This is a genomic window from Paracoccus sp. TRP, from assembly GCF_000185925.1.
Taxonomy (GTDB): Bacteria; Pseudomonadota; Alphaproteobacteria; order Rhodobacterales; family Rhodobacteraceae; genus Paracoccus; species Paracoccus kondratievae.
This window is the reverse complement of record NZ_AEPN01000001.1, coordinates 40,654-62,884: the sequence shown is the minus strand read 5'-3', so window position 1 is coordinate 62,884 and position 22,231 is coordinate 40,654. Positions and strand designations below refer to the sequence as shown.

Below are 22,231 nucleotides of genomic sequence, written 5' to 3'. Positions count from 1 at the left end.
CTCAGCCCCGGGCAAGCCGGATCAACGCTCCGCCGTCGGTCAGGATCAGGATCGCGCCATCGGGGGCAACCTCGATATCGCGGACGCGGCCGATGCCCTCGACAAGGCGCTGTTCGCCGCTGACGCGGTCGCCGGTGATCCGCAGGCGCACCACGGCCTGTGCTTGCAGGCCGCCGATCAGCGCGTCGCCGCGCAGCTCGGGAAACATTGTGCCCTGATAAAAGACCATGCCGCTGGGGGCGATGACCGGGTCCCAGTAATAGACCGGCTGCTCCATCCCCTCGCGTTGGGTGATGCCCTGGCCGATGGGCGCGCCGCTGTAATCCTGCCCATAGGTGATGATTGGCCAGCCGTAGTTGCGCCCTGGCTGCGGGCGGTTGAGCTCATCCCCGCCGCGCGGGCCGTGTTCGACCGTCCACAGCCGACCCTGTGCGTCAAGCGCCGCTGCCTGAAGGTTGCGGTGGCCAAGGGACCAGATCTCGGGCCGCGTGTCACCCTGAGCGGGGGGATTGCCCGGTGCAGGGCCGCCGCTTGCCGGATTGATGCGCAGGACCTTGCCCAGATGGGTGTGCGGGTCCTGGGCCAGCTTGCGTGGCTCGGGCAGCGATCTTTCGCCTGTGGTGACGAAAAGCTGCCCTTGCTGGTCAAAGATCAACCGCGAACCGAAATGCAGGGTCGAGGCCCATGCCGGCTCTTGCCGAAAGATCACGCGCACGCCCTCAAGCGCCTTTCCGTCTGCTGATAGCTTTCCGGTGCCGACCGAGGTGCTGTTGCGCCCCTCGCCGCGTGGTTCTGAAAAGCTGAACCAGACCTGCCGTGTCCGGGAGAAATCCGGTGCGACTGCCACATCCAGCAGACCACCCTGGCCGCGGGCGTCGACAGCGGGCAGGCCCTTGATCGGGTCTGAAAGCTTGCCATCGCGGAAAAGCCGCATCCCGCCACTACGCTCGGTGATCAGCAGCCCGCCATCAGGCAAAAGCGCCATCCCCCATGGGCTGTCGAGCCCGCGAATAAGCGTGCTGCGGGCAATCGGGATGTCCTGATGGATTTCGGGCGCACGGGTCTGGCCGGGAAAGGCCGGGCTTTGGTCACGGGCATTCGGGGGACGGTCGTTCAACTCGGCCATCGCTGCAGGCGCAGCAAGGCCGAGGACGAGCGTGGCGGCAAGGGTGCGTCGGATAGTGTTCATGATCGCCTCCGGTCCCGGATCGGTTCGCAAGCTCAACGGTCCGGGGCGGCTTGTGTTCCCCTTTACGCTGAAAGCGCCGCGAGATGGTCGCGAAACAGCGCGCCGGCCCGGCCCCATGCGCCCTGATCTATATGATCAAGCTGCTTGAGGACTGGCAAAAGCTGTCCGGCATAATCAAGCGAGCTTTCGCGCGGCAAAAGTGACGGCAGATTGTCGATTGCCATCACATCCAGCGGTGGTTGCTCGGCGACGCGTATCACCGGCCGGGCCCAGTCCGTCACCCGGTCATAGACCTTGACCGGGTTGAAGCTGCTGGAGGGATCGCAGGCCACATCGCCGATCACGGTTAGCAGGCGGCCGGGATTGACCGCATTGGGCGGGACAAAGACCGGAGTTTGCGGGCTGGCGAGAATGCAGTTGATGAACATCTCATGGGCAAGGACCTCTGGGAACGGGCCGCCGCCTGCGGTTTCGGCCATGTCCCATTTCGTCACCCGTACCCCCATCCGCGTCAGCAGGTCCGAGGCCCCGCTACCCACCCGCCCCAGCGCACCGATGACGATGGCATGGGGACGCGGGGCGCCGGTCGCGTCCAGTTCGGCCCGTAGCTCTGTCTCAAGCGCGTCTTGCGAAGGCCAGGTATCAACCGGCCCGCAGATGCCACCCCTTCGCTGGGCCGCCCATGCCTTTAACGTCACTGCTGCACCGGCATACCCGGCCCAATAACCAAAGGCTGCCAGCCTGCGGCCATTGTCGTCGGTCAGGTATTCCAGATCGTAAAGGGTGCCGCCCCCGTCGCGGAACCGGCGCAGCAGCGCTTGCCCGGCGGGCTGTCCCTTATAGGCGTGGCCGAACATGATGTGCCGATGAGCAAGCGGCGCACCGTCTTCGGGCAGCTCCTTGATGCCAAAGATGATCGCATCGGCTGGGGCGTCGGGCCAACTGTCATTGGGGGCGATCGCGGCCCCTGCTGCCCGGTAATCGGCGATAGGCAGGATGCGATGCGGGCTTTCCTCGACCGTGACGCGGAAGCCTTGGTCAATCAGCGCGGCCACGCCTTCGGGCGTGACGCCGACCCTTTGCTCATTGGCGCGGCTTTCCGCGCGGACCCAAAGATGAACCAAGCATGCCTCCTTTGTTATAGGGGGTCAGGGATAGGTGGCCCCTCCCGGTGGTGGCGGGCGATGGGCGCCAAGAAACGGCCCGTTTCCAGCCGTATCGATTCGGGCGACAGCTTCGGCGATAGGCTCGATGATCACCGCCATGGCATAGGCGGTGGCATGAATTATACGCTGCGAATCCAGTGCAAGGGCGACATGACCGGGCCAGAACAACAGGTCGTTGCGGCGAATCTCGTCCCCTATCTCGGGAAAGGCTTTCCGTTGCAAATCGCTGTCGCCGGGGCAGGGGATCGCACAGGCGCTTAGTGCCGCCTGCGCCAGACCCGAGCAATCAATCCCGCAGCGGCTGTTGCCGCCCCAGAGATAGGGCGTGCCGAGCAGAAGCCCGGCCACCGCCGCAGGGTCGGCTTCGGGCCGGTCCGAGATATGCTGGACCGGGACCCAGCCGCCTTGCGCCAACCGGGCAAAGCCGTCCTTTATCCCGGTCACCGACAGCCGTGCGCCCAGTGACAGATGCATCGTTTCGGGCGTTTTCAGGTCCGGCCCGGTATAGGCGTGGCTCGCGGGGGCGCTGAGGCGATGGGTAATTTCCGGGTGTTGCGGGCCGAGCCCAGCCGCCTGCACCCAGCCGCAATAGCTATCGGATGTTGCCTGGACAAAGGCCCAATCCCCCTGCCGTTCAATCACAGTCAGATCGGCGCCAAAGTTCAGTTGGCGGTCGCGCGCGCCTTGCGGTGCGCGGCACAGATCGGCCACCGGCACTGCCAGACGCGCTGGCTCTCCTGCCGTATAGCTGGGACGCTGCAGGGTGCCGCGCAATGTTTCCAACGCGACCCGCTCGGTCGCCGGGATCAGGCGGCGGTCGGGTACGGTCATGACAAAATCTCCGGCAGGGCATGCAGAAGGGCGCGCATACCCTGACCCGCGCCGCCCTTGGGTCGGCCGGGCGCGGTGCTGGGTTGCCATCCATAGATGTCAAAATGCGCATAGGCCCGGGCCTGGCCAGTAAAGCGGCGCAGGAACAGGGCGGCGGTAATCGCGCCCGCAAAGCCGCCCGATGGCGCGTTGTCGAGATCGGCGATGGCGGGTTCGATCATCGCCTCGTACGGTTCCCAAAACGGCATGCGCCAGACCGGATCATCGTGGGAAAGCCCGGCCGACTGGATTGCCGCCGCGACTGCATCGCTGTCGCAGAAAAAAGGCGGCAGTTCAGGGCCAAGTGCGACGCGGGCCGCGCCGGTCAGCGTTGCCATCGAGATCAGCAGATCGGGCGCCTCTTCATCTGCCAGCGCCAATGCGTCGGCGAGCACGAGCCGGCCCTCGGCGTCGGTATTGTTCACCTCGACCGTCAGTCCCTTGCGGCTGGTCAGGATGTCGCCGGGGCGGAATGCATTGGCGGAAATGGCATTTTCCACTGCCGGGATCAGAACGCGCAGCTGCATGCTCTGGTGCAGGCCCAGGCGGGCCAGCGTCTCGGCCAGGCCCAGGACATTGGCCGCGCCGCCCATATCCTTTTTCATCAGCCCCATCGACGAAGGGGGCTTGATATCGAGCCCGCCCGTGTCGAAACAGACGCCTTTTCCAACCAGCGTCAGCCGTGGCCCCTTGCCCTCAAAGCGAAGGTCGATCAGCCGCGGTGCCTGCGCGGCGGCACGGCCGACCGCATGGATCATCGGGAAATTCGCGGTAAGCAGATCTTCGCCGTGGATCACCTCGACCGCTGCACCATGACGTTGGGCAAGCGCGCGGGCGGCTTGCTCAAGCTCGTCGGGGCCCATATCCGAGGTGGGGGTGTTGATCAGGTCGCGTGCCAGATATTCGCCCGCCGCCATGGCGATCAATCGCCTGGGCTCCAGCTCTTCGGGGCATATGAGCCGGGCTTTCGGCGGTTCGATTCGCTTGTAACGGTCAAAGCGGTATTGTGCGAAAAGCCAGCCAAGCGCGCCGTTGGTCAGATCGAACCCGTCAGGCCGGTTTGCAATCCGCCAGCTGCCTGGGGGCAGCGCCTCGGCTGCCCGTGCCAGTGAAAAGCGCTCGCGTGCTGGTCGGCTGGATGGTTTTGGTGCCGGGCCTATGCCGAAAAGCGCCCCTTCGATCCCGCCCTGGGCCGAGGGCAGAAGGCAGATTTGCCCCGGTCTGCCGATGAAACCCTGCGCCTTTGCCCAGTTCGCTGCCACAGAGCCAAGCTCTGGAGGCAAAACGGGTTCGTTCTCGCCCTGGCGAATCAGCCATAGGGGTAGCGAAGAGGTACTCGGGTCCGCGAATTCGGGTGTCATTGATATGCTCTGTTTTGCATTTCTGACCACAGCCTAGCGCCCGGGTCGGGGGCTGCAAGGGCTGAGCTTCATGGTGTCTCTCGCAAGTCCCACAGTTCGGTCAGCGAATGGTTTCCGATTCGCTCCAAGCGACCGACGGTGGCGGCGAGGGCGGTGAAATCCTGCCGCTCGGCACAGGCCCCGACATCGATGGCGACAGCTGCCAGTGTCACCATCCCCATTTGCCAGGCCAGCCGGGAAAGTTTGTCTGCATGGGCGACGATCATCCCCGGATCACCCCTCTGGAACGCAGAGACGGTACGATGCAAGGTCAGGGCCATCTGCTCAAGTGCCATGCCGATGATCTGACCGGCTGCGATTTCCCCCAGTTCCTGTATGATTTGCTCAAGCCTTTGCACATCTATCCGCGCGGCCTCACTTACAGTCAGAACTGAAATCCTGGTCATAGCCGCTCATTTGCCGGGTCATAAAAATTGAGGTGGAAACTGGCACCAATCCCTCAAGAAAAGGTTATGAGGATGGTGCCAAAACGCTCGAACTTTACGGGTTCTGCGGTTATCAAGTCGCGGCTGACAGATGAGGAAACGATGAAGCAAGCACGTCCCCTGCCGCAGTATCTGATCCAACGCTATTATGGATGGCGTGCGACAACCTTTCTTGAAAACAAGGTCTGGTATCGCCGCCTTGCCGAGGACGGTCAGCACCCCCGGGCTATGGTCATCGCGTGCTGTGATTCGCGGGTGCATGTGACCTCGATCTTTGGCGCGGACACCGGCGAATTCTTCATTCACCGCAACATTGCCAATCTGGTCCCGCCTTATGCGCCTGACGGAGAGCAGCACGGCACCTCGGCTGCGATCGAATATGCAGTCAATACGCTTAAGGTCGCGCATATTGTTGTCGTCGGACATACCAACTGCGGCGGTGTTCAGGGCTGTCACGCTATGTGTTCAGGTCATGCACCCGAGTTGGAAGAAAAATCGAGCTTCGTTGGACGATGGATGGATATTTTGCGTCCCGGCTATGAACGTATTGCGTCCCTACCGGCCGAGAAGCAAATCCGCGCGCTTGAACGGCAGGCAGTGCTGATTTCTCTCGAAAACATGATGACCTTTCCATTCGTGAAGGAAGCCGTGGAAACAGGAAACCTGTCCTTGCATGGCGTTCTGCACGACATCGCCGAAGGTGTGCTTGAGCAGTATGATAGCCAGCTCAGTAGTTTCATACCGATCCTGTGATCCGTCGAAGCTGACGTGTTCCCTACCCGACCGGGCGCTGCTGGCGTGGGAATCCATTATCGTCGATCTGCAGTGTCGTAAGCTGCTCAGTTCACGACGAATTCGGCGTGCAGCGCGCCGGCGGCGTGGATCGTTTTCAGAATGTCGATCATGTCACGTGGGCGAACGCCAAGCGCGTTGAGCCCAGCAACAACATCAGAAAGAGATGATTCTCCAGTGACTTCGGCAAAACCGATTCCGGGGTCCTGAGTGATGGCAGCCTCTGTCCGAGGTACTACGACAGTTTCACCCGGGGCGAAGGGGTTGGGCTGCGACACTACGGGAGTTTCGCGCACCTGCAGCGACAGGTTGCCCTGTGATACAGCCACGCGCGAAATGCGGACATCTTTCCCCATGACGATGGTGCCGGACTTGTGATCTATGACCACCCGGGCAGCGGTTTCTGGTTCGACGACGATATTCTCGATCTGGCCCATCATGCGCGCCGGATTCAGACGGCCTTGGGATGTAAGGTCGATGGCAATAGTCCCTGAATCGATCATTTCAGCCAGGCCCCGGCCGAGCTTTTGGTTGATCGCCGCCTCCACCCTCGCTGCAGTGGTAAAATCGGGATTTCTTAGTGCCAGACGCAGATTGGTCATCTGTGAAAAGTCAAAGGCGACCTCTCTTTCGATTCTGGCGCCAGACGGGATCATGCCTGTCGTTGGCACGCCCTGCACGACGGAAGCGGCAGCACCCGAGGCCTCGACCCCGCCGGCTAGTACTGCGCCTTGTGCGACGGCATAGATTTCACCATCGGCGGCGTTCAGCGGTGTCATCACCAGAGTCCCGCCCAAAAGGCTTTTCGCGTCGCCGATCGCGGCCACATTCACATCAATCTGTGATCCGGTTCGGGCAAAAGGAGGCAGTGTGGCTGTCACGATCACTGCTGCAACGTTCTTTGGCCGAAATGCTTCGTCAGTTACGTTCACGCCGAGCCGTTCCAGAAGACCAGCCATGATTTCTTCGGTAAAGGGAGCGTTGCGCAGACTGTCGCCGGAGCCGTTGAGGCCGACGACGAGGCCATAGCCGACCAGATCATTGCCTCTGACGCCATCGACATTGGTCAGATCCTTGATGCGGACCGGCATGGCAAAGCTGGGATGGATGATGCCAAGCAGCAATAGAAGAAGGCAAAGAAACCTCACGACAGGTGCTCCGTCAGACTAAGGCGGGAAAGCCGGTTCGTGAGGATGTAGAGGCTTTCAATGCTTGCTTCGGTTTCTTTTAACGCTGTTGCGGCCTCAAAAGGATCTGCTCCGATCAGAGCGTTGCGCGCGATTGAGAATGCTGTCACTTCGGCAGCATTCCGGGCTTGCGCTTGTGTCACCCGCGCTTGCTGCTGACCTAATTCAGCTCGGGCACTGGTTAACCCGGTAGTTGCTTTGATGAGCAGGCCGCCGGCCTCGGTGAAGAGTTCTCGAAGGTTGGTCGCGTCAATGGTTTGGCCGGCCGAGGCAATGTAGGCCATGATCGCCATACCTTTTAATGCGTCCCGCAGTTCTGGAGAATTTGCAGTCAAACGGCTGCCGGTATGGTGTTCTGATGAGATAGGAACCTGCTGACCTTTAGCATCTGCACCTTGGTAGATCAGGTCGGTGAAGCCGCCCTCTCCGGCTGGGGCGTCGAACCAGGCGTCAATTTTTTTGGTGATATCAGCCGCAGTTGTCGCCCCCGCGACAGCAGTTTTCAGTTCGGACAGCATGGTTTCAAAGCCGCCGAGCGGTGCGCGATCATTTCGCGTACCCGAGAAAACATAGTGACCGCCTACATTACCGTTCAGTGCGTTGAACACCTGACGGAGGCTTTGTTCGACATCCTGAGCCCGCAAGATCAGGTCGCTGGGCTCAAGATTTTCTGCCTCGACAAGGAGCTTGGGACCAAGGTCGTCCGTCAGGGACTGGACTTGACCCAATGCCAACTGCATGGCCTCCAGCCGGATCCCGGCCTCTGAGGCATTCTGCTGAAGCGTGGTCAGTATTTTCAGGCGCGAATCAATATGCGAGATTTCCGATAGATCACCGCCGACGGCCTTGGCAATATCCGACTTGATGCCTGTGGTGACCTCCTGAGTCAGGCGGTTGAGCTTGGCCTTTAACGTATATTGACCCAGCCGGAGTTGATGCGGGCGGGTGAGATCGCCGATGGAGGAGAAAGAGCTCATGTCAACCTCAGGATAGCGTCAAGCATGTCATTAGCGGTCTGAAAGACCTTGGCATTAGCCGAATAGGCGCGCTCCAGGGCCAGCAGGCTTTCCATTTCCTTGTCGCTGTCTACGCCGTCAGCGAGAAGTGCTTCCTTGAGGCCGGACTGGCGCGAACGGTCTTGCAGCGCGGTTGCTTCCGAAGTCAGCCGGCTCGTCGCCGCTTTCGAGGAAAGCTCAGCGGAAAGCGTCTGCAAGCTGCGTTGTGTGTCAGAGAGGTTGGACGAAGCCGGGCTTTGGGTATCTGTTATTGCTTTCGCCAGACGGCTCAGAAGTTCGCTTTCCCCGGCGTCGCCCGGCCCATCGGCATTGATCCCAGCCCGAAGCCGCCACAATTGCCCACCTTGATCGGGGACAACCAAAGAGTTGAGGGCGATACGACTGGCGAAACCGGGCTCATTGTCGGGATCAAGCGCGTGTTGAGCATCTGTGAACAGCCCCGGATCATTTTCAGTCAGCGACGAAGCGAGGGCGGGATCGGAAAAGCGCGCATAAATCTCACGCGCGAAGGCGTCGATTTGCTGTTGGTAGGCGGGAGCGATTTGATCACGGATGGCAAAATTTGCGCTAAGGCTGCCCTTGCCCAACATTGCCTGCTGCGCGGCGGTGAGGGGGGTGCCGTCAAAGGTCAGAGCGGAAAGGTCGCCATTCTCGACCGACATCCCGGCACTGATGCCCGGGGCGGCGCTGAAACCAATTCGCACCGGCTTGGTGCCATCCAACAGCGCCATTCCACCTGGTGTGAACAGCGAGACCTGACCATTTTCACGCGGAACTTCGCGAAGCGGCAAGATGCCCGAAATTTCGTCAATCGCGGCCTGACGTGCGTCGACCAAGGAAGCGGTGTCCTTGCCTTGGGCGGCAAGGACGACGATCTGGCTGTTCAGCTTTGCCACCTGTTCGAGCGCATCGTTTACCCGTGTTACGTCCTGGCTGATGGTTTTGTCTGCCTTTGCGCGTTCCTTTTGGATCGACGCCGAAATGTCGTTGATCTTTTTAACCAGTGCTCCGGCTGCATCGACCACGCCCGACAGGCGCGCCTCGCTGTCCGGACGCGATGCGGCGCTGGTCAGCGCGGTTTCAAAATCGGTCAGGGCCTGAACCAGCGAGGTGCGCTCAGTTCCGGCCCCGAAGGTCTTTTCCATAGCGGCGTGAAAGGCGGCAGTGGTTTCCGAGGCACCCAAACTTGCCTTAGCCAACCGGTTATCGGCAAGCAGTCCTTTGTTGATCAGCCTGCTGACACCGCCGATGTGCACGCCGCCGCCCATTTGGGGGGAGCGGGTAGAAAGGTTCAGCTCCCGGCGTGCATAGCCGGGAGTCAATGCATTGGCGATGTTGGCAGAGACGACCTCGGTGCCCCGCGAAGCCGCGGTCAGGCCCGATACGGCGTTTGAGATAGCCGATGAAATACTCATAAACAAATCCTTGCTTTTCTATAATGCGGGATGGTCCGAGATCGTCCCGATCAGCGTCAGCGCTTGAGGTTTGTTGTTTCCTGCAACATCTCATCGACCGTCTGAATGATCTTGGCGTTGGAGGTATAGGCGCGCTGGGTTTGAATCAGATCGGTCATCTCTGCTGCGACATCGGTCGTTGATGTTTCGCGTGCATAGCCCACGACCGATCCGGTCGGGCCATCGCCTGCGTCCCAAAGGTAGAAGGCCCCTGATTCAGGTGAGATCTTGTAGGTCTGGTTGTCCATTGCGATCAGACCGTTTGGATTCGGAACGTCCACCAGCGGAACCTGATACAAGGTACGGGTGAAGCCGGTGTCATAGGTTGCCTGCAGAGAGCCATTCTCGTCGATTTCAAGCGCGGTCAGGCTGCCGACGGGCGAACCATTCTTGGTCACATTGGCGGATGTGAAATCCGTGCTGAGCTGGGTCAGGCCCTGACTGTCGCCATAGCGCCCAAGGTTGATGGTTATAGGGCCGTTCGCACCAGGAACCGTCAGTGTACCTTTTTCAGGATCATAGGCGCCTCCGGCGTCGGTAGTAACCTTCGACAAGGTGCCGCCGCCGCTTTGGCTATTGTCGAACTCCAGAGTGTAGACGCCGATCAGCGACTCATCATCCGGGGTGGACGGATCGTCGGTAATCGCCTTATCACGGATCTCCATTGTCCAGCGGTTCGTTCGTGCCCCCGCCGTGCCGGAGACATCCGGCTTGAAGGTGATCTCCATTTTTTCCGAATTGCCGAGGTTGCCGAAATATTCGACCTCGACCTTGCGTGCGGTGCCGGCCGCATCACCCACCGCCTCATCCGCGGGCAGGTTGACGCCCAGGTTGATTCGTGTGGTTGGCGCGGCGGCGGTCTGGCTTGCGTTGATCATGATTGGCTGCAACCCGCCAGCCGAATTGCGCGACTGCGCAGGGATGGTGCCGTCGCTATTTGCTGGCCAGCCGGTCAGGACCAGACCTGAATCGGTGCGCAGGTAGCCCTGTTCATCAATCCGGAATGCCCCGGTCGAGGTCATGAGCAGGTTGGATGATGTTGCACTTTCGCCTGCGCGTACCGACGACGCATCAAGTACCGGCAGCATGCCACGGCCCGCAATGGCGATGTCAAGCGGATGCGAGGTTGACACGAGGTTGCCGCGCTGATCAATCGCGCGGCTGCTGCTGGCGCGCACCCCGCCAGCGGTATAAAATCCGTCGCCCCGGGCCTGGTTGATCACCATGCTTTCAAAGCTGGTATTGACGCGCTTGTAGCCATAGGTGCCTGAGTTCGAGATGTTATCTGAAATATTCGCCAGGCGGGTAGAGTTTGCGGCCAGCCCCGAAACCCCGGCGCTGAGGGCAGATGAAATCGACATTCTGTTGTCACCCTGTATGAGTCGTTCTTGTAGGAAGTCTGCCCGTCTCGGGTTAACATGCTCCTAACGGCACCCGATCTGGCCGGGTCATCTTAATAAAATCACCTCTATCCGGTTGTTGTTCGGGTCCATTGGATTGACAGAGCGGTTGCGCCGATCAGCAAAAGCCGTGACGCGCTGAATACGCTTTTCGTCAAAGCCGGCCACTTCCAGCAGGTTGCGCAGCGTATGGGCGCGCGCGTCCGACAGTGCCCAGACCGGAGAGTGGATCAGCATTTCGGGATAGGCGCGCACATGGCCGTTGACCGCAACCTGATTTCGGACCCGGCCAAGAATGTCCGACAAAATCCGGGACAGCTCGATCATCGTTGGGGTGGGCTGGGCGCTGTCGCCGACAAAAAGAGGCTCGTCCACCAGGTCGGTCAGCTCGATCACCAACCCTTCGTCTGTCATGCGGGTTATGACATGGCGCAGCAGATTGACCTTTTGCAGGGATTCTGCCCCGCTGCCGGTCAGCTGGTTCTGGATATGGCGGGCTATCTTTTCGAACTCGGCCTCTTGCTCTTCAAGTGCGCGGGCAAGAAAGGTGTCGCGCGATGCGCCCGCACCCTGTCCCGAATTCGTTTCGGCATCCTGAATCTCACCGCCGAAGGGGCCGTCACGACCGCTTTGCACCGATTGGACGATGGTCGGGTTGAAATAATCCGCCAGCCCCTTGCGCTGCTTTTCAGTCGTGGCGTTCAGCAGCCACATAAGCAGAAAGAACGCCATCATGGCGGTCACGAAGTCCGCATAGGCAACTTTCCAGGCGCCGCCATGATGGCCGCCCGAATCTCCGCCTTTGACCCTTTTGATGATGATTGGCGCGCCGCCGCCGTTGCCGGCCATGAACTTTCCCTTTCTCTGCTCGCCGGGGAAGGTCTTTCGCAACGCGGTGAAAATCCAGTTAACGCTTCAAATACCATGTATTTCCTGCATGTGGGGTGATGAGGGCGCGTTCAAGTACATGATTTCTTTTAAATATCATGTCTGCCATGCCGTGTGATGTTATTGGGCCCTGCGCGGGTGGCCTGGTGCGCCAATGTCACCGGTGCCGAATCGCTTCTGTCACGCTTCTGTCGCGTCTTGCGCAGCGGCGGCGGCCCGATATTCTGACGGAATGCAGAGCGAAGGCACATATGATCTGACCACCGGCGCGGGGCTGATTGCCTGCCCGCGCTGCGACGCGCTGCATATCGAGCGCGAGCTTGAGCCGGGCGAAACTGCGCGCTGCATACGCTGCAATACCGTGCTGGCCAGTCCGCGCGCAGGTGCCTTTACCCGCATCATTGCGCTGTCCTTTACCTCGCTGGTGCTGATGGTCGGGGCGGTGTTCTTTCCGTTCCTGGAAATCTCGCGCATGGGGTTTGGCAACCAGACCTCGCTTTTCGGGGTGGCGCTGGCCTTTTCCCACGGCTGGCTGATGCCGCTGACGGTGGCGCTGCTTGGCTCGATCATCGGGCTTCCGGTGCTGCGGGCGGTGCTTTTGGTCTATACGCTTTGGCCCCTGTCACGCAGACGCCCGCCCTATGCCCATGCCGTCCCGGCCTTTCGCCTGTCCGAGGCGCTGAGGCCGTGGTCCATGGCCGAGATCTTTGTCATCGGCACGGCGCTTGCGCTGGTCAAGGTGGGCGGGCTGGCAAATATCAGTTTCGGCCCGGCCTTCTGGGCCTTTTGCGGGCTGATCGTGGTCAATGCGGCCAGCAACGCCTTTACCAGTGCTGCGACCATCTGGGACGCCATCGAGGACGCCGGTGTTGCCACGGACGGGCGCGAAATGACGCCCGAGATCCGCGCATGAGCACGCATGACGGGCCGATCCTGACCGCCCATCGCGCCGGGCTGGTTGGCTGCCGCAGCTGCGGCCGGGTCTGGCCGGAAGGCGAGGCGATCTGCCAGCGTTGCGGCGCAGAGCTGCTGCCGCCTGACCGGCGCTGTCTGAACGCGGTCTGGGCCTGGCTGGTGGCCGGGTTCATCTTTTACATTCCGGCGAACATGTTCCCGATGCTCAAGACCTCAACCTTGGGCGGGATCAAGGGCAGCAGCGAATCCACCATTCTGGGTGGGGTGGTCGATCTGATGCATTATGGCAACTATGGTGTTGCGGCGATTGTCTTTATCGCCTCGATCATCGTGCCGATCGCCAAATTTGTCTCCATCAGCTGGCTGGCGCTGGTCGCGGGGCGGCCGGCAACGGTAAGCGCGGCGCATAAGCGGTTGCATCTTTATGAGGTGGTCGAATTCATTGGCCGCTGGTCGATGATCGACGTCTTTGTCGTCGCGATCCTGTCGGCACTGGTGCAGCTTGGCTTTGTTGCCTCGATCCATCCGGGACCGGCAGCTGTCTCATTCGCGCTGTCAGTTGCCTTCACCATGCTTTCCGCGCAAAGTTTTGATCCAAGACTGATCTGGCGCGGCTTACCGCTGCGCAGCCGCAAGGACTAGGAATGACGGACAGGCCTTCGCCCACGCAAAGCGACAATACCCCGCTGAAACCTGCTGATCCTGCCCGCAAGCCCGCCGCTCGTCCGGTGCGACCCGGCCTGCCGCTGATCTGGCTGGTGCCCATTCTGGCGCTGATTGTCACGCTGGGCGTTGGCTGGAACATGATTGCCAGCCGCGGCACGTTGATCTCGGTCGCGTTCAAGGATGCAACCGGCATCACTCCTGGTGAGACGGCGCTGAAGTTCCGCGAGATCACCGTCGGCAAGGTCGAATCGGTGCGCTTTACCGACGATCTTCAGCAGGTTCTGGTCAATATGCGCGTGGACAAGGACCTTGCCCCTTTCATCGACAAAGAGGCACAGTTCTGGATCGTGCGGCCGCAGGTCTCGGCGCAGGGGATTTCGCGACTGGATACAGTGCTGACCGGTGCCTTTATCGAAGGGTTCTGGGATGACAAACCGGACGACCCGCAGACCCGGTTCCAGGGGCTCGACAAGCCGCCGCTGACCAGCTTTGGCGAGAAAGGCACCTGGATCGTGCTGTCGGCGGAACGTTCGCGCGGTATGACCGAGGGCGCGCCGGTGATGTTCCGTGGCCTGCCGGTCGGGCAGATGCAGAACCTGCGCCTGTCCGAAACTGATGAATCCGTTTTGGCCGATGTCTTTATCGCCGCACCCCATGACAAGCGGCTGACCACCAATACGGTGTTCTGGGATACCTCGGGCTTTTCCGTTTCGCTTGGGGCGCAGGGTCTGTCGCTGAATGTGAACTCGCTGGCGTCGGTGCTGCAAGGCGGGGCCGAGTTCGCCACCCTGACTTCGGGCGGGCGACCGGTCGAGGACGGGCATGTCTTTACCCTGCAAACCGATCAGGCCACCGCGCAGGCGAACAAGCTGGCCGAGGACGACTCAACCGCGCTGCGCGTTCTCATGCGTGTTGGTGAATCGGTCAAAGGGCTGGATAAGGGCGCGAATGTACAGTTCATGGGCCTGACGGTCGGCCATGTCAGCAATCTGGCGGCGCGGATCATTACCGACGATCAGGGCCGCGAACATGTCGAGCAAGAGGTGACGCTGGTCATCAACCCCACCCGTCTGGGCCTGTCCGAGGACGCGCCACATGAAGACGCGCTGGACTTCCTTGCCCGTCAGGTTCAGGCGGGGCTGCGTGCGCGGGTCGCCAGCGCCGGATTCTTTGGTACCTCGCTGCAGGTGGAACTGGTCTCGCTGTCCGAGGCCGCCCCGGCCGAGCTTGACCGCTCGGGCGAGCCCTATCCGATCATCCCTTCGGTGCCGGGCGATATTTCGGATTTCAGCGAGACTGCACAGGGCTTCCTTGCCCGGGTTGGCGATCTGCCGATCGAAGAGGCGCTGAAGTCCGCCACCGACATGATGAACAGCATCACCGCCATCGCCAGCAGCGAAGACACCCGCGCCATTCCTGCTGCTTTGCGCGGAACACTTGAGGATGCGCAGGCCGCTGCGGGCGAGATCCGTCAGGTCACCACCGAGTTGCGCGAATCCGGCGCGGTCGGTCAGGTGCGCCGCATGGTGGACGAAGCTGCCGCCGCCGCCGAGGCGGTCAAGCTGGCCGCTGCCGATGTGCCAGCGATGGTCGATCAGATAGACGCCGCCGCCGCCAAGATCGAGGCGGTGGACTTTGCCGCCATCGGCAACGAAGCCGAGGGTATTCTGCGCGATGTCCGTGCCCTGCTGGGGACCGAGGACGCCGAGCAACTGCCCAAGAACCTGTCCGAGACGCTGCAGGCGGCTTCGGGTCTGCTGAACGATCTGCGCGACGGCAATGCCGCGGGCAGTCTGAACACGGCGCTGGCCTCGGCCAGTACGGCAGCGCAGGATGTTTCGGACGCTGCCAAGCGCCTGCCGCAGCTTTCGGCCCGGCTTGAGGCCCTGGCCGCGCGGGCCGATGCCGTGATGGCCGCCTATGGCGAACGGTCAAGCTTCAATAACGAAACCATCAACCTGATGCGCGAGATGCGCCGCGCCGCCAATGCCTTTGGCAGTCTGGCGCGCACCATCGAACGCAATCCGCAAGCTTTCATCCTGGGACGATAAGATGCGCCTCATCCTTGCTTCTGCCGCCTGCCTCGCCCTGCTTGGTGCCTGCTCGAACGGTGAAAAGACAGCGCGCTACCTGATCGATCCGCCAAGCAGCGGCGCGCGCGTTCCTGACCGTCTGGGCACGGCCGAGCTTAAGGACGTGTCCCTGCCGCAATATGCCTCGGGCGATGAGGTTAGCTGGCAGACCGAAGACGGGGCGGTGCGTTCGAACACCAAACAGCTTTGGGCTGACACCCCGCAGCGCGCCTTTACGCAGACGCTGGCACGCAGCATCTCGGACCTGTCCGGCGCCACGGTGATCGCCGAGCCGTGGCCTTTGGCCGAGCCGCCCAAGCGCCGGCTTGAGGTGCGGGTCGAAAAGGCGCTGGCGCAGGCCGACGGCAACTATCGGCTCAGCGGGCGCTATTTCGTCTCGAACGAAGGGGCGGGCGGCGCGAACCATGCGCGCAGCTTTGACATATCGGTGCCGCTGACGAATGACGGGCCCGCCGCCATAGCTCGCGCCCAGTCGCAGGCCATTGCCCAGCTGGCCCGCCAGATCGCCACCTTGTCGGGGCCGGGCCGGGCGATTGCCACCTCATCGGCACCGGTGCCACGCATTGACGACATCTTTTCGCAGCCGCTGCCCCCGCTTGAGGGCAGCTAAGGCCCGGCTGCGGGGTTTGTCCGTTTTATGTGTCGACGGCGTCACCTGGGCTGGTGTCCGCAGCACAGTGACGGAGACGCGAGACATGGTGCAAGGCAGATCAGATCCACAACGTGCCGCTGGTGGCTGCACGCGAGCAGTTGAATTGCCGTAACCAGTAAAAGATGGGCGGCTTCAGCCACCGATCACGCTTGAAGCATGAAATTACATCTGCGGCCATCCTTTGCCGCTGATGAGGCTGACCTTTCGCATCCGCGATGCGGTCTCGGTGCGGTTCGGGGTCCGGCGTATCGGCGGGTCGGGCCGAGAGCCTGGCGACAACGCGCGTGTGGCTGAAAAGCTGGGTTCTTTTCTGGTCGAACAGTCCACACCCGACCTTTTGGTGCTGAACGAGCGGGACCGGCATCTGGATGTGATGACCTGCATTTCGACCCAAGGGGCAGAGCTGGCGATCACTTCATCTGTGGTGACGCATAACCGCTGTGGCCGGGCCTATATGGTGGTTGCAGGACCGGCGCATCGGCTGATCGTACGCACCCTCCTGCTGCGGCGGTTAAAGCGCGATTAGCCTGCGTCGGGCTGGAACTGGCCAAAACGTCCGGCGGCAAAGACCAGCGGGTGGTCGCCCGGTCCGGCCACGGTCACCCGCAGCACCCTGCCGATCAGCACCGAATGATCGCCAGCCTCATGCACGGCATGTGCGGCGCAGTCGAAACGCGCGGCAACACCGGGGATAACCGGGACGCCCTCGGCGGTTTCGGCGGTCTCCAGCCCTTCGAACTGGCGACCGCCGCGGGTAAAGCGCAGGCAGGTTTCCAGCTGTTCCGAGCCCAGAATATGGACCGACCATGCCTTGGCCCCGGCAAACGCGTCGTGCCGGGTCGAAGAGCGGGCCGGGCACCACAGGACCAGCGGCGGCTCAAGCGAGACACTGGAAAAACTGTTCACCGTCATCCCGATCCGGCCCTGCGGGTCGGCGGTGGTAACGACGGTGACGCCGGTGGCAAAGCGCCCCAGCGCCTCGCGCAGCAAGCGTGCTTCGGCCGTGGCCGGATGAAATGTGATCGCGTCGGCCAGCCGGTCGCGGGTCGCGGGGGGAAGACGGCTCATATTCGCGCCCTGTCGTCTGCGGGACTAGACCAGAGCGGCTCCGGCCTTTGGTCCTTTTTAGCTGCCGTGCGGCGGGGCATCAAGCTGGCTGCCTGAACGTCCTTTGCGTGGTGTCATGGCGGCCAGCAACTGATCGTGCAGCGCGGGTGCTGCCACAACCAGCCCGTCGGTCAGCGGGCGCGCAGCGTTGAAATGCATCGGGGTGCCGGACAATTCGCTGACCGTACAGCCGGCACGGGCGGCGACAAGGCTGCCCGCCGCCACATCCCACTCCCAGGCCGGGCGGGTCGACAGCGCCGCGTCGAACTGTCCTTCCGCCACCAGGCACAGCCGCCAGGCCAGCGATGGTCGGAAACCACGCTTGAGCGGGGGCGTTACGCCGCGCCAATGCACCGGGTCCAGGCTGGGCTTGCCGGTCAGGACATGCGCGCCCTCGAAGCTGTGGGCCGAGGGCGCGATAGGCTGGCCGTTGCGCAGGGCCGGTCCCTCGGCCAAGGCGGTATAGGTGATGCCCATGGCTGGCAAATGGACCACGCCCGCCACCACCTGGTCGCCGCGTGCAAGTGCCAGCGCATTGGAAAACCCGGTCTGCCCGTCGATAAAGGCGCGGGTCCCGTCGATCGGGTCGATGATGAAACAGTACTCGGCCTCAAGCCTGGCCGGGTCGTCGGTGCTTTCTTCGCTAAGCCAACCGTAATCGGGGCGTGCGCTGCGCAGCAGTCGCTCAAGATGTTCATTGACGGCCAGATCGGCCTCGGTCACCGGACCTGCACCGCCGTCCTTGTCCCAAAAGCGCGGTTCGCGCCGCCAGTAGCGCAGCGCGATTTCGCCAGCTTCATGCGCGGCTTGCTCTAATAGTGCAAGGTCACTCGCCGGCAACGGTCATCCCTTCGACCAGCAGGCTGGGCACGCGCATCGACCGCCAGTCATGCAGGTCATTTGCCGCAATCAGGCGCAGCAGCATGTCGCGCAGGTTGCCGGCAATAGTGCATTCATTGACCGGATAGGCGATTTCGCCATTCTCGACCCAGAAACCGCCGGCCCCGCGCGAGTAATCGCCGGTGGTGCCGTTGATCGAGGCGCCAAGCATTGAGGTGACGATCAGGCCGCGCCCCATCTCGCGGATCAGCTCTTGCGCAGAGCGGTCACCGGGGGTCAGTTCCAGATTGGTCACGCCGGGCGAGGGCGGGCTACCCGCCCCGCGCATGGCGCTGGCGGTCGACTCCATTTCCAGTTTGCGGGCCGTTGCCAGATCCAGCGTCCACCCCTGCAGGACACCATCCGCAACGATCAGCCGGGGCGCGGTCGCCAGCCCTTCGGCGTCAAAGATGCGGGATGAGCCATAGCGCGGCCGGTGGGGATCTTCGCGCAGGTCAAAGCCCTTGGGCAGCACCTGTTCGCCAAGCGCATCGCGCAACCAGCTTGCCCCACGTGCTACCGCAGCGCCATTCACCGCCGAGACCAGATGCCCGATCAGCCCCGACGCCACCCGTTCATCATACAGGATAGGAAAGGCTCCGGTCGGCGGTTTCTTTGCGCCGCGCCGGGCGACGGTGCGTTCAGCGGCCAGCCGGCCGATTTCCTCGGGCGAGGGCATGTCGGCGGCATGAACACGGCTTTCCCCGGCCCAGTCCCGCTCCATCGCCAGCCCTTCGCCGGTGATTGCAACTGTGGACAGGCTGTGGCCGCTGCGCCCATAGCCAGCCGAGAAACCGTTGGTCGCGGCCAGCCACATCCGGCGCTGCGAGTGGCTGGCGCCAGAGGATTCGATCTTGGAGATACCATCAACGGCAAGTGCTGCTGCCTCGGCGCGCAGCGCCAGTTCTTGCAGCTCTTCTGGTGTCGGCTCGCGGCCGTGATCAAAGAGGTCCAGCCCGCTGTTGTCGGTGTCGCGCGCCAGTTGCCCGGGTTCGGCAAGGCCCAGCGTATCGTCAACCGGAGCTTCGCGCGCCATGGCAACCGCCCGCGCGGCCATCTCTTCAATGGTGCGCTGTGAGCGGTCCGAGGCCGAAACGCAGGCCTGTCGCCCACCGATCAGCACGCGCAGGCCGATTTCGACCCCCTCAGCGCGTTCGGCATGTTCCAGATGCCCCCCCCGCACATCGACCGAGACGGCGGCAGCTTCAAGCGCCACGGCATCCGCCTGCTCGGCGCCCGCCTTGCGCGCCGCAGCCAGCAGCTGCTGCGTCAAAGTCTCGAGTCGGTCGAATTCTGACATGCGGTTCACCTTGTAAAATGAATGCGGGGGCGCGGACAATGCCCGACCCCCGCGAAAGCATCCCTCAGGGCGCGTCGGTGCCGCGCCGCGCGGGATTACTTGATTTGTTGGCCGTTGGCAAAGATCGAGCCGTCTTCCTTGAACTCAAGCTTGGTTTCCAGCTTGTCGTCGCCGACCGGCTTGGCAAACATGGCCATCATCATCCGCACGCTCATGGCCTGATCTTCGGGGATCAGCCCGATGGTGCTCAGCTTGTCGATCAGGCCGTTGACGCCTTCGTAGCTGGCGTTCAGTTCACCCACCGGGGTGGTCATGTCGCCGCTTTCGGGGGCTTTCAGCGCACCTTCGGCGTGGATCTTGGCGCCAAGCGCGTTCAGCGCGACCTGGTTGATGGTCAGGTCGATCGGTTCGAAGGGCGGCTCGTCCGAGGCCATATCGCCGGCACCCTCGTCGGAAGAGGTGTCTGCGTCAGCCATCGTGGCCGGATCGAACAGATCCTTGATGACCTTCATCGTGCCGGTCACGTCGATATCCAGCGTGGCCGGATCGCGCGGCAGTTGACCCTGGGCGTCGAACAGGTTCCAGATCGCATCGCCAAGCGTCAGCCCGGTCAGCGAATAGGTGAACTTGAAGGGCTGCGCCTCGTCCGACTTCATTGCGGGCAGCTGAACGTCGAAACTGCTGCTTTCAATGGCGTAGTTGATCGGGAAGGGCAGGTTGCTGCTGGCCAGCTCGAAGGTGTTCGCATCGGTGCCGGCCTGATAGCTGACGCCTTCCGAGGACAGCGAAAAGCTGAAATCAAGGCCCTTGCCGTCGTATTTGCCCGAACCGCTGGTGGGCTGGTCGTATTCATCGGTGCCCGAGAATTCAAAGCTGACCGCCAGCGCACCGGCTTTGGCCAGACCGTTCATGGCAAGACCGGCTTTCAGCGCGGCATTCATGTCTTTGCTGATGTCGGCGATGCCGTCGGCGGGGACGACCATGTCGCCCGAGGTTGCGACGCCTTCGATGCTGCCGTCGAATTTGACATTCACGTCATCTTCGGACGTGATGTCGCCCGTAAAGGTGACCTTGCCGGTCTTGACGTCATAGTCATACTTTGCGGGGGTACCTGCGACAAAGTGCATGGTGCCGACCGAATCCGCCAGGCCGATCTTAACGGGCAGTTTGGTTTCTTTATCTTCCGTCGTGATCGAGCTCAGGGTGATATCGATGGTCGGATAGTTGAGCTCATGCGTCATATCCTCGATCGCACCCGAGGTAACGGCGGTGTTGCCGGGCAGGTCGATGGTAAAGGGCAGAGCGTATTCCGTGCCCTCGGGGTTAACGCCATGCACCTGGCCGGTCATCTGATCGGCATAGACGGTGCGGACCTTGCCATCGCCGATATCGCTCAGCACGATCTGGGGAATGGTGAGGTCAACCCGTCCTTCCGGAGTGCCACCTTTGACGGTGATTTCGGATACGGTCAGCGTATCGCCAGCCGCCTCGCGCTTGCCTTCGGACACGCTATAGCCAACCGACTGATAATACTCGACCCAAGACTGCCAGACCTGTTCCGGGGTTACATCAGCAAAAGCCGGAGCAGTCATGGCGGCCAGTGCCAGGGCGGAGCTTGTCAGTCGCAGGTTCATTTCTTAACACCTTTCAGGGCGAGAACAGATAAATAACGCCACCCGGCTTCTGCCACAACCAGCGCCCGGGGCCAAGGAGGGAATGATGGTTATCAGTGAATTCATTGACGGAATTGGTCGCATCATCATTTCGCGCCCAGCTAAAGCCAACTCTTTGACCGGCACGATGCTGGCCGAGCTGACGGCTTCATTCGATGCGCTTGCTGCCCGGCCCGACCTGCGCGCGGTGATCCTGACCGGCGAAGGCAAGGTCTTTTCCGCCGGTGCCGATCTGGATGAGGCGCGCACAGGCCTTGCCCTTTCCCCCGAGTGGGAGCGCCTGTCGTCCCGTGTCGCCTCGATGCCATGTCTGACCATCGCGGCGCTGAATGGAACGGCGGCGGGCGGTTCGCTGGGCATGGTGCTGGCCTGCGATCTGCGGCTGGCGGTGCCTGAGGCAAAGTTCTTTTACCCCGTGATGCGTCTGGGCTTTTTGCCGCAGCCAAGCGATCCGCAGCGGTTGCGGGCGCTGGTCGGGCCGTCCCGGGCCAGGATGATCCTGATGGCCGGGCAAAAGATCCCCGCCCCGGAGGCCCTGGCCTGGGGGCTGGTGGATCGGCTGGTCCCGCCCGAGTCTTTGCTGGACGAGGCCGCGGCGCTTGCAGCCGATGTTCGCGCCGCCAGTGCCGAGCAGGTGGTCGCGATCAAGCGTATGCTTGATTAAGGTGCCAGGTCGGCGCCCTTTGGGTCGCGCAAGGGCGGGCGGCCCTGCCCTTGCGGTTGCCGGCTTCTGACCCGTCAGGCGGGTTCAGGCATAGACCGACTGTTTGCCGAAATGCGTGCAGAGCATGTAATAGACGACCGCACGATATTTGTTGCGGTTCGAGCTGCCGTATTTCGCGATGACCTCGTCGATGGCTGAGGAAAGCTCGGGGCCATCGGGCAAGCCCAGCTTGTTGATCAGGTAGTTGTTCCTGATCCGCTCAAGCTCGGTCTTGTCCGAAGCAGCCACGGTTTCCGCATCCGCGTTATAGATCGACGGCCCGCAGCCGATGACCACCTTGGTCAACAGATCCATGTCGGGCGTAATGCCCAGCTTGTCCTTGAGATCGGCGGCATATTTGGCGATCAGATCGTCGCGCTTGCTCATGATTGTCCCCCTGGGGTTTGGTCCGTCCCAAGAGAAAGCCTAGCGCCG

The 22,231-nt window shown here is 62.1% G+C and carries 22 protein-coding genes; 7 read left to right on the top strand and 15 right to left on the bottom strand.

Annotation, left to right across the window (positions count from 1 at the left end):
• Position 1 precedes the first annotated feature (1 nt).
• The 5 genes from PARACOCCUSGL_RS0100270 to PARACOCCUSGL_RS0100250 form a co-directional block, all read right to left on the bottom strand.
• Positions 2-1,189 (bottom strand): PQQ-dependent sugar dehydrogenase, encoded by a 1,188-nt coding sequence (locus tag PARACOCCUSGL_RS0100270; protein ID WP_010391879.1) that lies wholly within the window; start codon positions 1,187-1,189, stop codon positions 2-4.
• 62 nt (positions 1,190-1,251) lie between these two features.
• The gene (locus PARACOCCUSGL_RS0100265) at positions 1,252-2,313 is read right to left on the bottom strand and encodes a saccharopine dehydrogenase (RefSeq protein ID WP_010391877.1); all 1,062 of its coding nucleotides are present in this window, start codon (positions 2,311-2,313) and stop codon (positions 1,252-1,254) included.
• Positions 2,314-2,337: 24 nt separating this feature from the next.
• Entirely contained in the window at positions 2,338-3,186 is an 849-nt protein-coding gene (locus PARACOCCUSGL_RS0100260; protein WP_010391876.1) for an NlpC/P60 family protein, read from the bottom strand.
• Positions 3,183-4,586: a M17 family metallopeptidase gene (locus PARACOCCUSGL_RS0100255; protein WP_010391875.1), complete on the bottom strand. Its 1,404-nt coding sequence runs from the start codon at positions 4,584-4,586 to the stop codon at positions 3,183-3,185. Before PARACOCCUSGL_RS0100255 ends, PARACOCCUSGL_RS0100260 begins: the two co-directional genes overlap by 4 nt.
• A gap of 68 nt (positions 4,587-4,654) precedes the next feature.
• Positions 4,655-5,032 (bottom strand): hypothetical protein, encoded by a 378-nt coding sequence (locus PARACOCCUSGL_RS0100250; protein ID WP_010391874.1) that lies wholly within the window; start codon positions 5,030-5,032, stop codon positions 4,655-4,657.
• A 141-nt stretch (positions 5,033-5,173) separates the two neighbouring features.
• Between PARACOCCUSGL_RS0100250 and PARACOCCUSGL_RS0100245 the strand changes: the two genes are divergently transcribed.
• Positions 5,174-5,824 carry a carbonic anhydrase gene (locus tag PARACOCCUSGL_RS0100245; protein ID WP_010391872.1) on the top strand — a complete coding sequence of 217 codons (651 nt, stop codon included), beginning with the start codon at positions 5,174-5,176 and terminating at the stop codon, positions 5,822-5,824.
• Positions 5,825-5,910: 86 nt separating this feature from the next.
• Here PARACOCCUSGL_RS0100245 and PARACOCCUSGL_RS0100240 read toward each other — a convergent pair whose 3' ends face one another.
• The 5 genes from PARACOCCUSGL_RS0100240 to PARACOCCUSGL_RS0100220 all read right to left on the bottom strand — a co-directional run bounded on the left by PARACOCCUSGL_RS0100240 (position 5,911) and on the right by PARACOCCUSGL_RS0100220 (position 11,769).
• The gene (locus tag PARACOCCUSGL_RS0100240) at positions 5,911-6,954 is read right to left on the bottom strand and encodes a flagellar basal body P-ring protein FlgI (protein WP_050804141.1); all 1,044 of its coding nucleotides are present in this window, start codon (positions 6,952-6,954) and stop codon (positions 5,911-5,913) included.
• 53 nt (positions 6,955-7,007) lie between these two features.
• A complete protein-coding gene (locus tag PARACOCCUSGL_RS0100235) occupies positions 7,008-8,027 on the bottom strand; it encodes a flagellin (protein WP_010391868.1) in 1,020 nt (339 codons plus the stop codon).
• Positions 8,024-9,481, bottom strand: a complete 1,458-nt coding sequence (gene flgK, locus PARACOCCUSGL_RS0100230; protein ID WP_010391864.1) for a flagellar hook-associated protein FlgK — start codon at positions 9,479-9,481, stop codon at positions 8,024-8,026. Before flgK ends, PARACOCCUSGL_RS0100235 begins: the two co-directional genes overlap by 4 nt.
• A gap of 56 nt (positions 9,482-9,537) precedes the next feature.
• Positions 9,538-10,881: a flagellar hook protein FlgE gene (locus PARACOCCUSGL_RS0100225; protein ID WP_010391862.1), complete on the bottom strand. Its 1,344-nt coding sequence runs from the start codon at positions 10,879-10,881 to the stop codon at positions 9,538-9,540.
• 87 nt (positions 10,882-10,968) lie between these two features.
• The gene (locus PARACOCCUSGL_RS0100220) at positions 10,969-11,769 is read right to left on the bottom strand and encodes a flagellar motor protein MotB (protein WP_010391860.1); all 801 of its coding nucleotides are present in this window, start codon (positions 11,767-11,769) and stop codon (positions 10,969-10,971) included.
• Positions 11,770-12,040: 271 nt separating this feature from the next.
• On the opposite strand from PARACOCCUSGL_RS0100220, the gene PARACOCCUSGL_RS0100215 reads away from it, so the two are divergent.
• The 5 genes from PARACOCCUSGL_RS0100215 (at position 12,041) to PARACOCCUSGL_RS20130 (ending at position 16,660) form a co-directional block, all read left to right on the top strand.
• Positions 12,041-12,721, top strand: a complete 681-nt coding sequence (locus tag PARACOCCUSGL_RS0100215) for a paraquat-inducible protein A (RefSeq protein WP_010391859.1) — start codon at positions 12,041-12,043, stop codon at positions 12,719-12,721.
• Positions 12,718-13,365: a paraquat-inducible protein A gene (locus PARACOCCUSGL_RS0100210; protein ID WP_010391857.1), complete on the top strand. Its 648-nt coding sequence runs from the start codon at positions 12,718-12,720 to the stop codon at positions 13,363-13,365. The genes PARACOCCUSGL_RS0100215 and PARACOCCUSGL_RS0100210 overlap by 4 nt, the downstream gene beginning before the upstream one ends.
• A 2-nt stretch (positions 13,366-13,367) precedes the next feature.
• Positions 13,368-15,440 carry an intermembrane transport protein PqiB gene (locus PARACOCCUSGL_RS0100205; RefSeq protein WP_010391854.1) on the top strand — a complete coding sequence of 691 codons (2,073 nt, stop codon included), beginning with the start codon at positions 13,368-13,370 and terminating at the stop codon, positions 15,438-15,440.
• A gap of 1 nt (position 15,441) precedes the next feature.
• On the top strand, positions 15,442-16,092 hold the full coding sequence (locus PARACOCCUSGL_RS0100200; RefSeq protein ID WP_010391852.1) for a membrane integrity-associated transporter subunit PqiC: 651 nt from the start codon (positions 15,442-15,444) through the stop codon (positions 16,090-16,092).
• A 232-nt stretch (positions 16,093-16,324) separates the two neighbouring features.
• On the top strand, positions 16,325-16,660 hold the full coding sequence (locus PARACOCCUSGL_RS20130) for a DUF2867 domain-containing protein (RefSeq protein ID WP_083825799.1): 336 nt from the start codon (positions 16,325-16,327) through the stop codon (positions 16,658-16,660).
• Here the strand turns inward: PARACOCCUSGL_RS20130 and PARACOCCUSGL_RS0100190 are convergent.
• The 4 genes from PARACOCCUSGL_RS0100190 to PARACOCCUSGL_RS0100175 all read right to left on the bottom strand — a co-directional run bounded on the left by PARACOCCUSGL_RS0100190 (position 16,657) and on the right by PARACOCCUSGL_RS0100175 (position 21,054).
• The gene (locus PARACOCCUSGL_RS0100190) at positions 16,657-17,202 is read right to left on the bottom strand and encodes a flavin reductase family protein (RefSeq protein ID WP_010391848.1); all 546 of its coding nucleotides are present in this window, start codon (positions 17,200-17,202) and stop codon (positions 16,657-16,659) included. The genes PARACOCCUSGL_RS20130 and PARACOCCUSGL_RS0100190 overlap by 4 nt on opposite strands.
• A 57-nt stretch (positions 17,203-17,259) precedes the next feature.
• Positions 17,260-18,081, bottom strand: a complete 822-nt coding sequence (locus PARACOCCUSGL_RS0100185) for a 3'(2'),5'-bisphosphate nucleotidase CysQ (protein WP_010391846.1) — start codon at positions 18,079-18,081, stop codon at positions 17,260-17,262.
• Positions 18,068-19,420 carry a TldD/PmbA family protein gene (locus PARACOCCUSGL_RS0100180; RefSeq protein ID WP_010391844.1) on the bottom strand — a complete coding sequence of 451 codons (1,353 nt, stop codon included), beginning with the start codon at positions 19,418-19,420 and terminating at the stop codon, positions 18,068-18,070. Before PARACOCCUSGL_RS0100180 ends, PARACOCCUSGL_RS0100185 begins: the two co-directional genes overlap by 14 nt.
• A 95-nt stretch (positions 19,421-19,515) precedes the next feature.
• Positions 19,516-21,054 carry a DUF2125 domain-containing protein gene (locus tag PARACOCCUSGL_RS0100175; protein ID WP_010391842.1) on the bottom strand — a complete coding sequence of 513 codons (1,539 nt, stop codon included), beginning with the start codon at positions 21,052-21,054 and terminating at the stop codon, positions 19,516-19,518.
• A gap of 82 nt (positions 21,055-21,136) precedes the next feature.
• On the opposite strand from PARACOCCUSGL_RS0100175, the gene PARACOCCUSGL_RS0100170 reads away from it, so the two are divergent.
• Complete coding sequence (locus PARACOCCUSGL_RS0100170) at positions 21,137-21,757, top strand: enoyl-CoA hydratase/isomerase family protein (RefSeq protein WP_010391839.1); 621 nt, start codon at positions 21,137-21,139, stop codon at positions 21,755-21,757.
• A gap of 84 nt (positions 21,758-21,841) precedes the next feature.
• Here the strand turns inward: PARACOCCUSGL_RS0100170 and PARACOCCUSGL_RS0100165 are convergent, their stop codons facing one another.
• Positions 21,842-22,183, bottom strand: coding sequence for a DUF2853 family protein (locus tag PARACOCCUSGL_RS0100165; RefSeq protein WP_010391836.1), 342 nt, complete (start codon positions 22,181-22,183; stop codon positions 21,842-21,844).
• Positions 22,184-22,231: the final 48 nt, after the last annotated feature.

Bases quoted from the DNA above. Each gene is read 5' to 3' on its own strand.
- PARACOCCUSGL_RS0100270 (WP_010391879.1), bottom strand. From the start codon at position 1,189: ATGAACACTATCCGACGCACCCTTGCCGCCACGCTCGTCCTCGGCCTT.
- PARACOCCUSGL_RS0100260 (WP_010391876.1), bottom strand. From the start codon at position 3,186: ATGACCGTACCCGACCGCCGCCTGATCCCGGCGACCGAGCGGGTCGCG.
- PARACOCCUSGL_RS0100255 (WP_010391875.1), bottom strand. From the start codon at position 4,586: ATGACACCCGAATTCGCGGACCCGAGTACCTCTTCGCTACCCCTATGG.
- PARACOCCUSGL_RS0100250 (WP_010391874.1), bottom strand. From the start codon at position 5,032: ATGACCAGGATTTCAGTTCTGACTGTAAGTGAGGCCGCGCGGATAGAT.
- PARACOCCUSGL_RS0100245 (WP_010391872.1), top strand. From the start codon at position 5,174: ATGAAGCAAGCACGTCCCCTGCCGCAGTATCTGATCCAACGCTATTAT.
- PARACOCCUSGL_RS0100240 (WP_050804141.1), bottom strand. From the start codon at position 6,954: ATGCCGGTCCGCATCAAGGATCTGACCAATGTCGATGGCGTCAGAGGC.
- PARACOCCUSGL_RS0100235 (WP_010391868.1), bottom strand. From the start codon at position 8,027: ATGAGCTCTTTCTCCTCCATCGGCGATCTCACCCGCCCGCATCAACTC.
- flgK (WP_010391864.1), bottom strand. From the start codon at position 9,481: ATGAGTATTTCATCGGCTATCTCAAACGCCGTATCGGGCCTGACCGCG.
- PARACOCCUSGL_RS0100225 (WP_010391862.1), bottom strand. From the start codon at position 10,881: ATGTCGATTTCATCTGCCCTCAGCGCCGGGGTTTCGGGGCTGGCCGCA.
- PARACOCCUSGL_RS0100220 (WP_010391860.1), bottom strand. From the start codon at position 11,769: ATGGCCGGCAACGGCGGCGGCGCGCCAATCATCATCAAAAGGGTCAAA.
- PARACOCCUSGL_RS0100215 (WP_010391859.1), top strand. From the start codon at position 12,041: ATGCAGAGCGAAGGCACATATGATCTGACCACCGGCGCGGGGCTGATT.
- PARACOCCUSGL_RS0100210 (WP_010391857.1), top strand. From the start codon at position 12,718: ATGAGCACGCATGACGGGCCGATCCTGACCGCCCATCGCGCCGGGCTG.
- PARACOCCUSGL_RS0100205 (WP_010391854.1), top strand. From the start codon at position 13,368: ATGACGGACAGGCCTTCGCCCACGCAAAGCGACAATACCCCGCTGAAA.
- PARACOCCUSGL_RS0100200 (WP_010391852.1), top strand. From the start codon at position 15,442: ATGCGCCTCATCCTTGCTTCTGCCGCCTGCCTCGCCCTGCTTGGTGCC.
- PARACOCCUSGL_RS20130 (WP_083825799.1), top strand. From the start codon at position 16,325: ATGAGGCTGACCTTTCGCATCCGCGATGCGGTCTCGGTGCGGTTCGGG.
- PARACOCCUSGL_RS0100190 (WP_010391848.1), bottom strand. From the start codon at position 17,202: ATGAGCCGTCTTCCCCCCGCGACCCGCGACCGGCTGGCCGACGCGATC.
- PARACOCCUSGL_RS0100180 (WP_010391844.1), bottom strand. From the start codon at position 19,420: ATGTCAGAATTCGACCGACTCGAGACTTTGACGCAGCAGCTGCTGGCT.
- PARACOCCUSGL_RS0100175 (WP_010391842.1), bottom strand. From the start codon at position 21,054: ATGAACCTGCGACTGACAAGCTCCGCCCTGGCACTGGCCGCCATGACT.
- PARACOCCUSGL_RS0100170 (WP_010391839.1), top strand. From the start codon at position 21,137: ATGATGGTTATCAGTGAATTCATTGACGGAATTGGTCGCATCATCATT.
- PARACOCCUSGL_RS0100165 (WP_010391836.1), bottom strand. From the start codon at position 22,183: ATGAGCAAGCGCGACGATCTGATCGCCAAATATGCCGCCGATCTCAAG.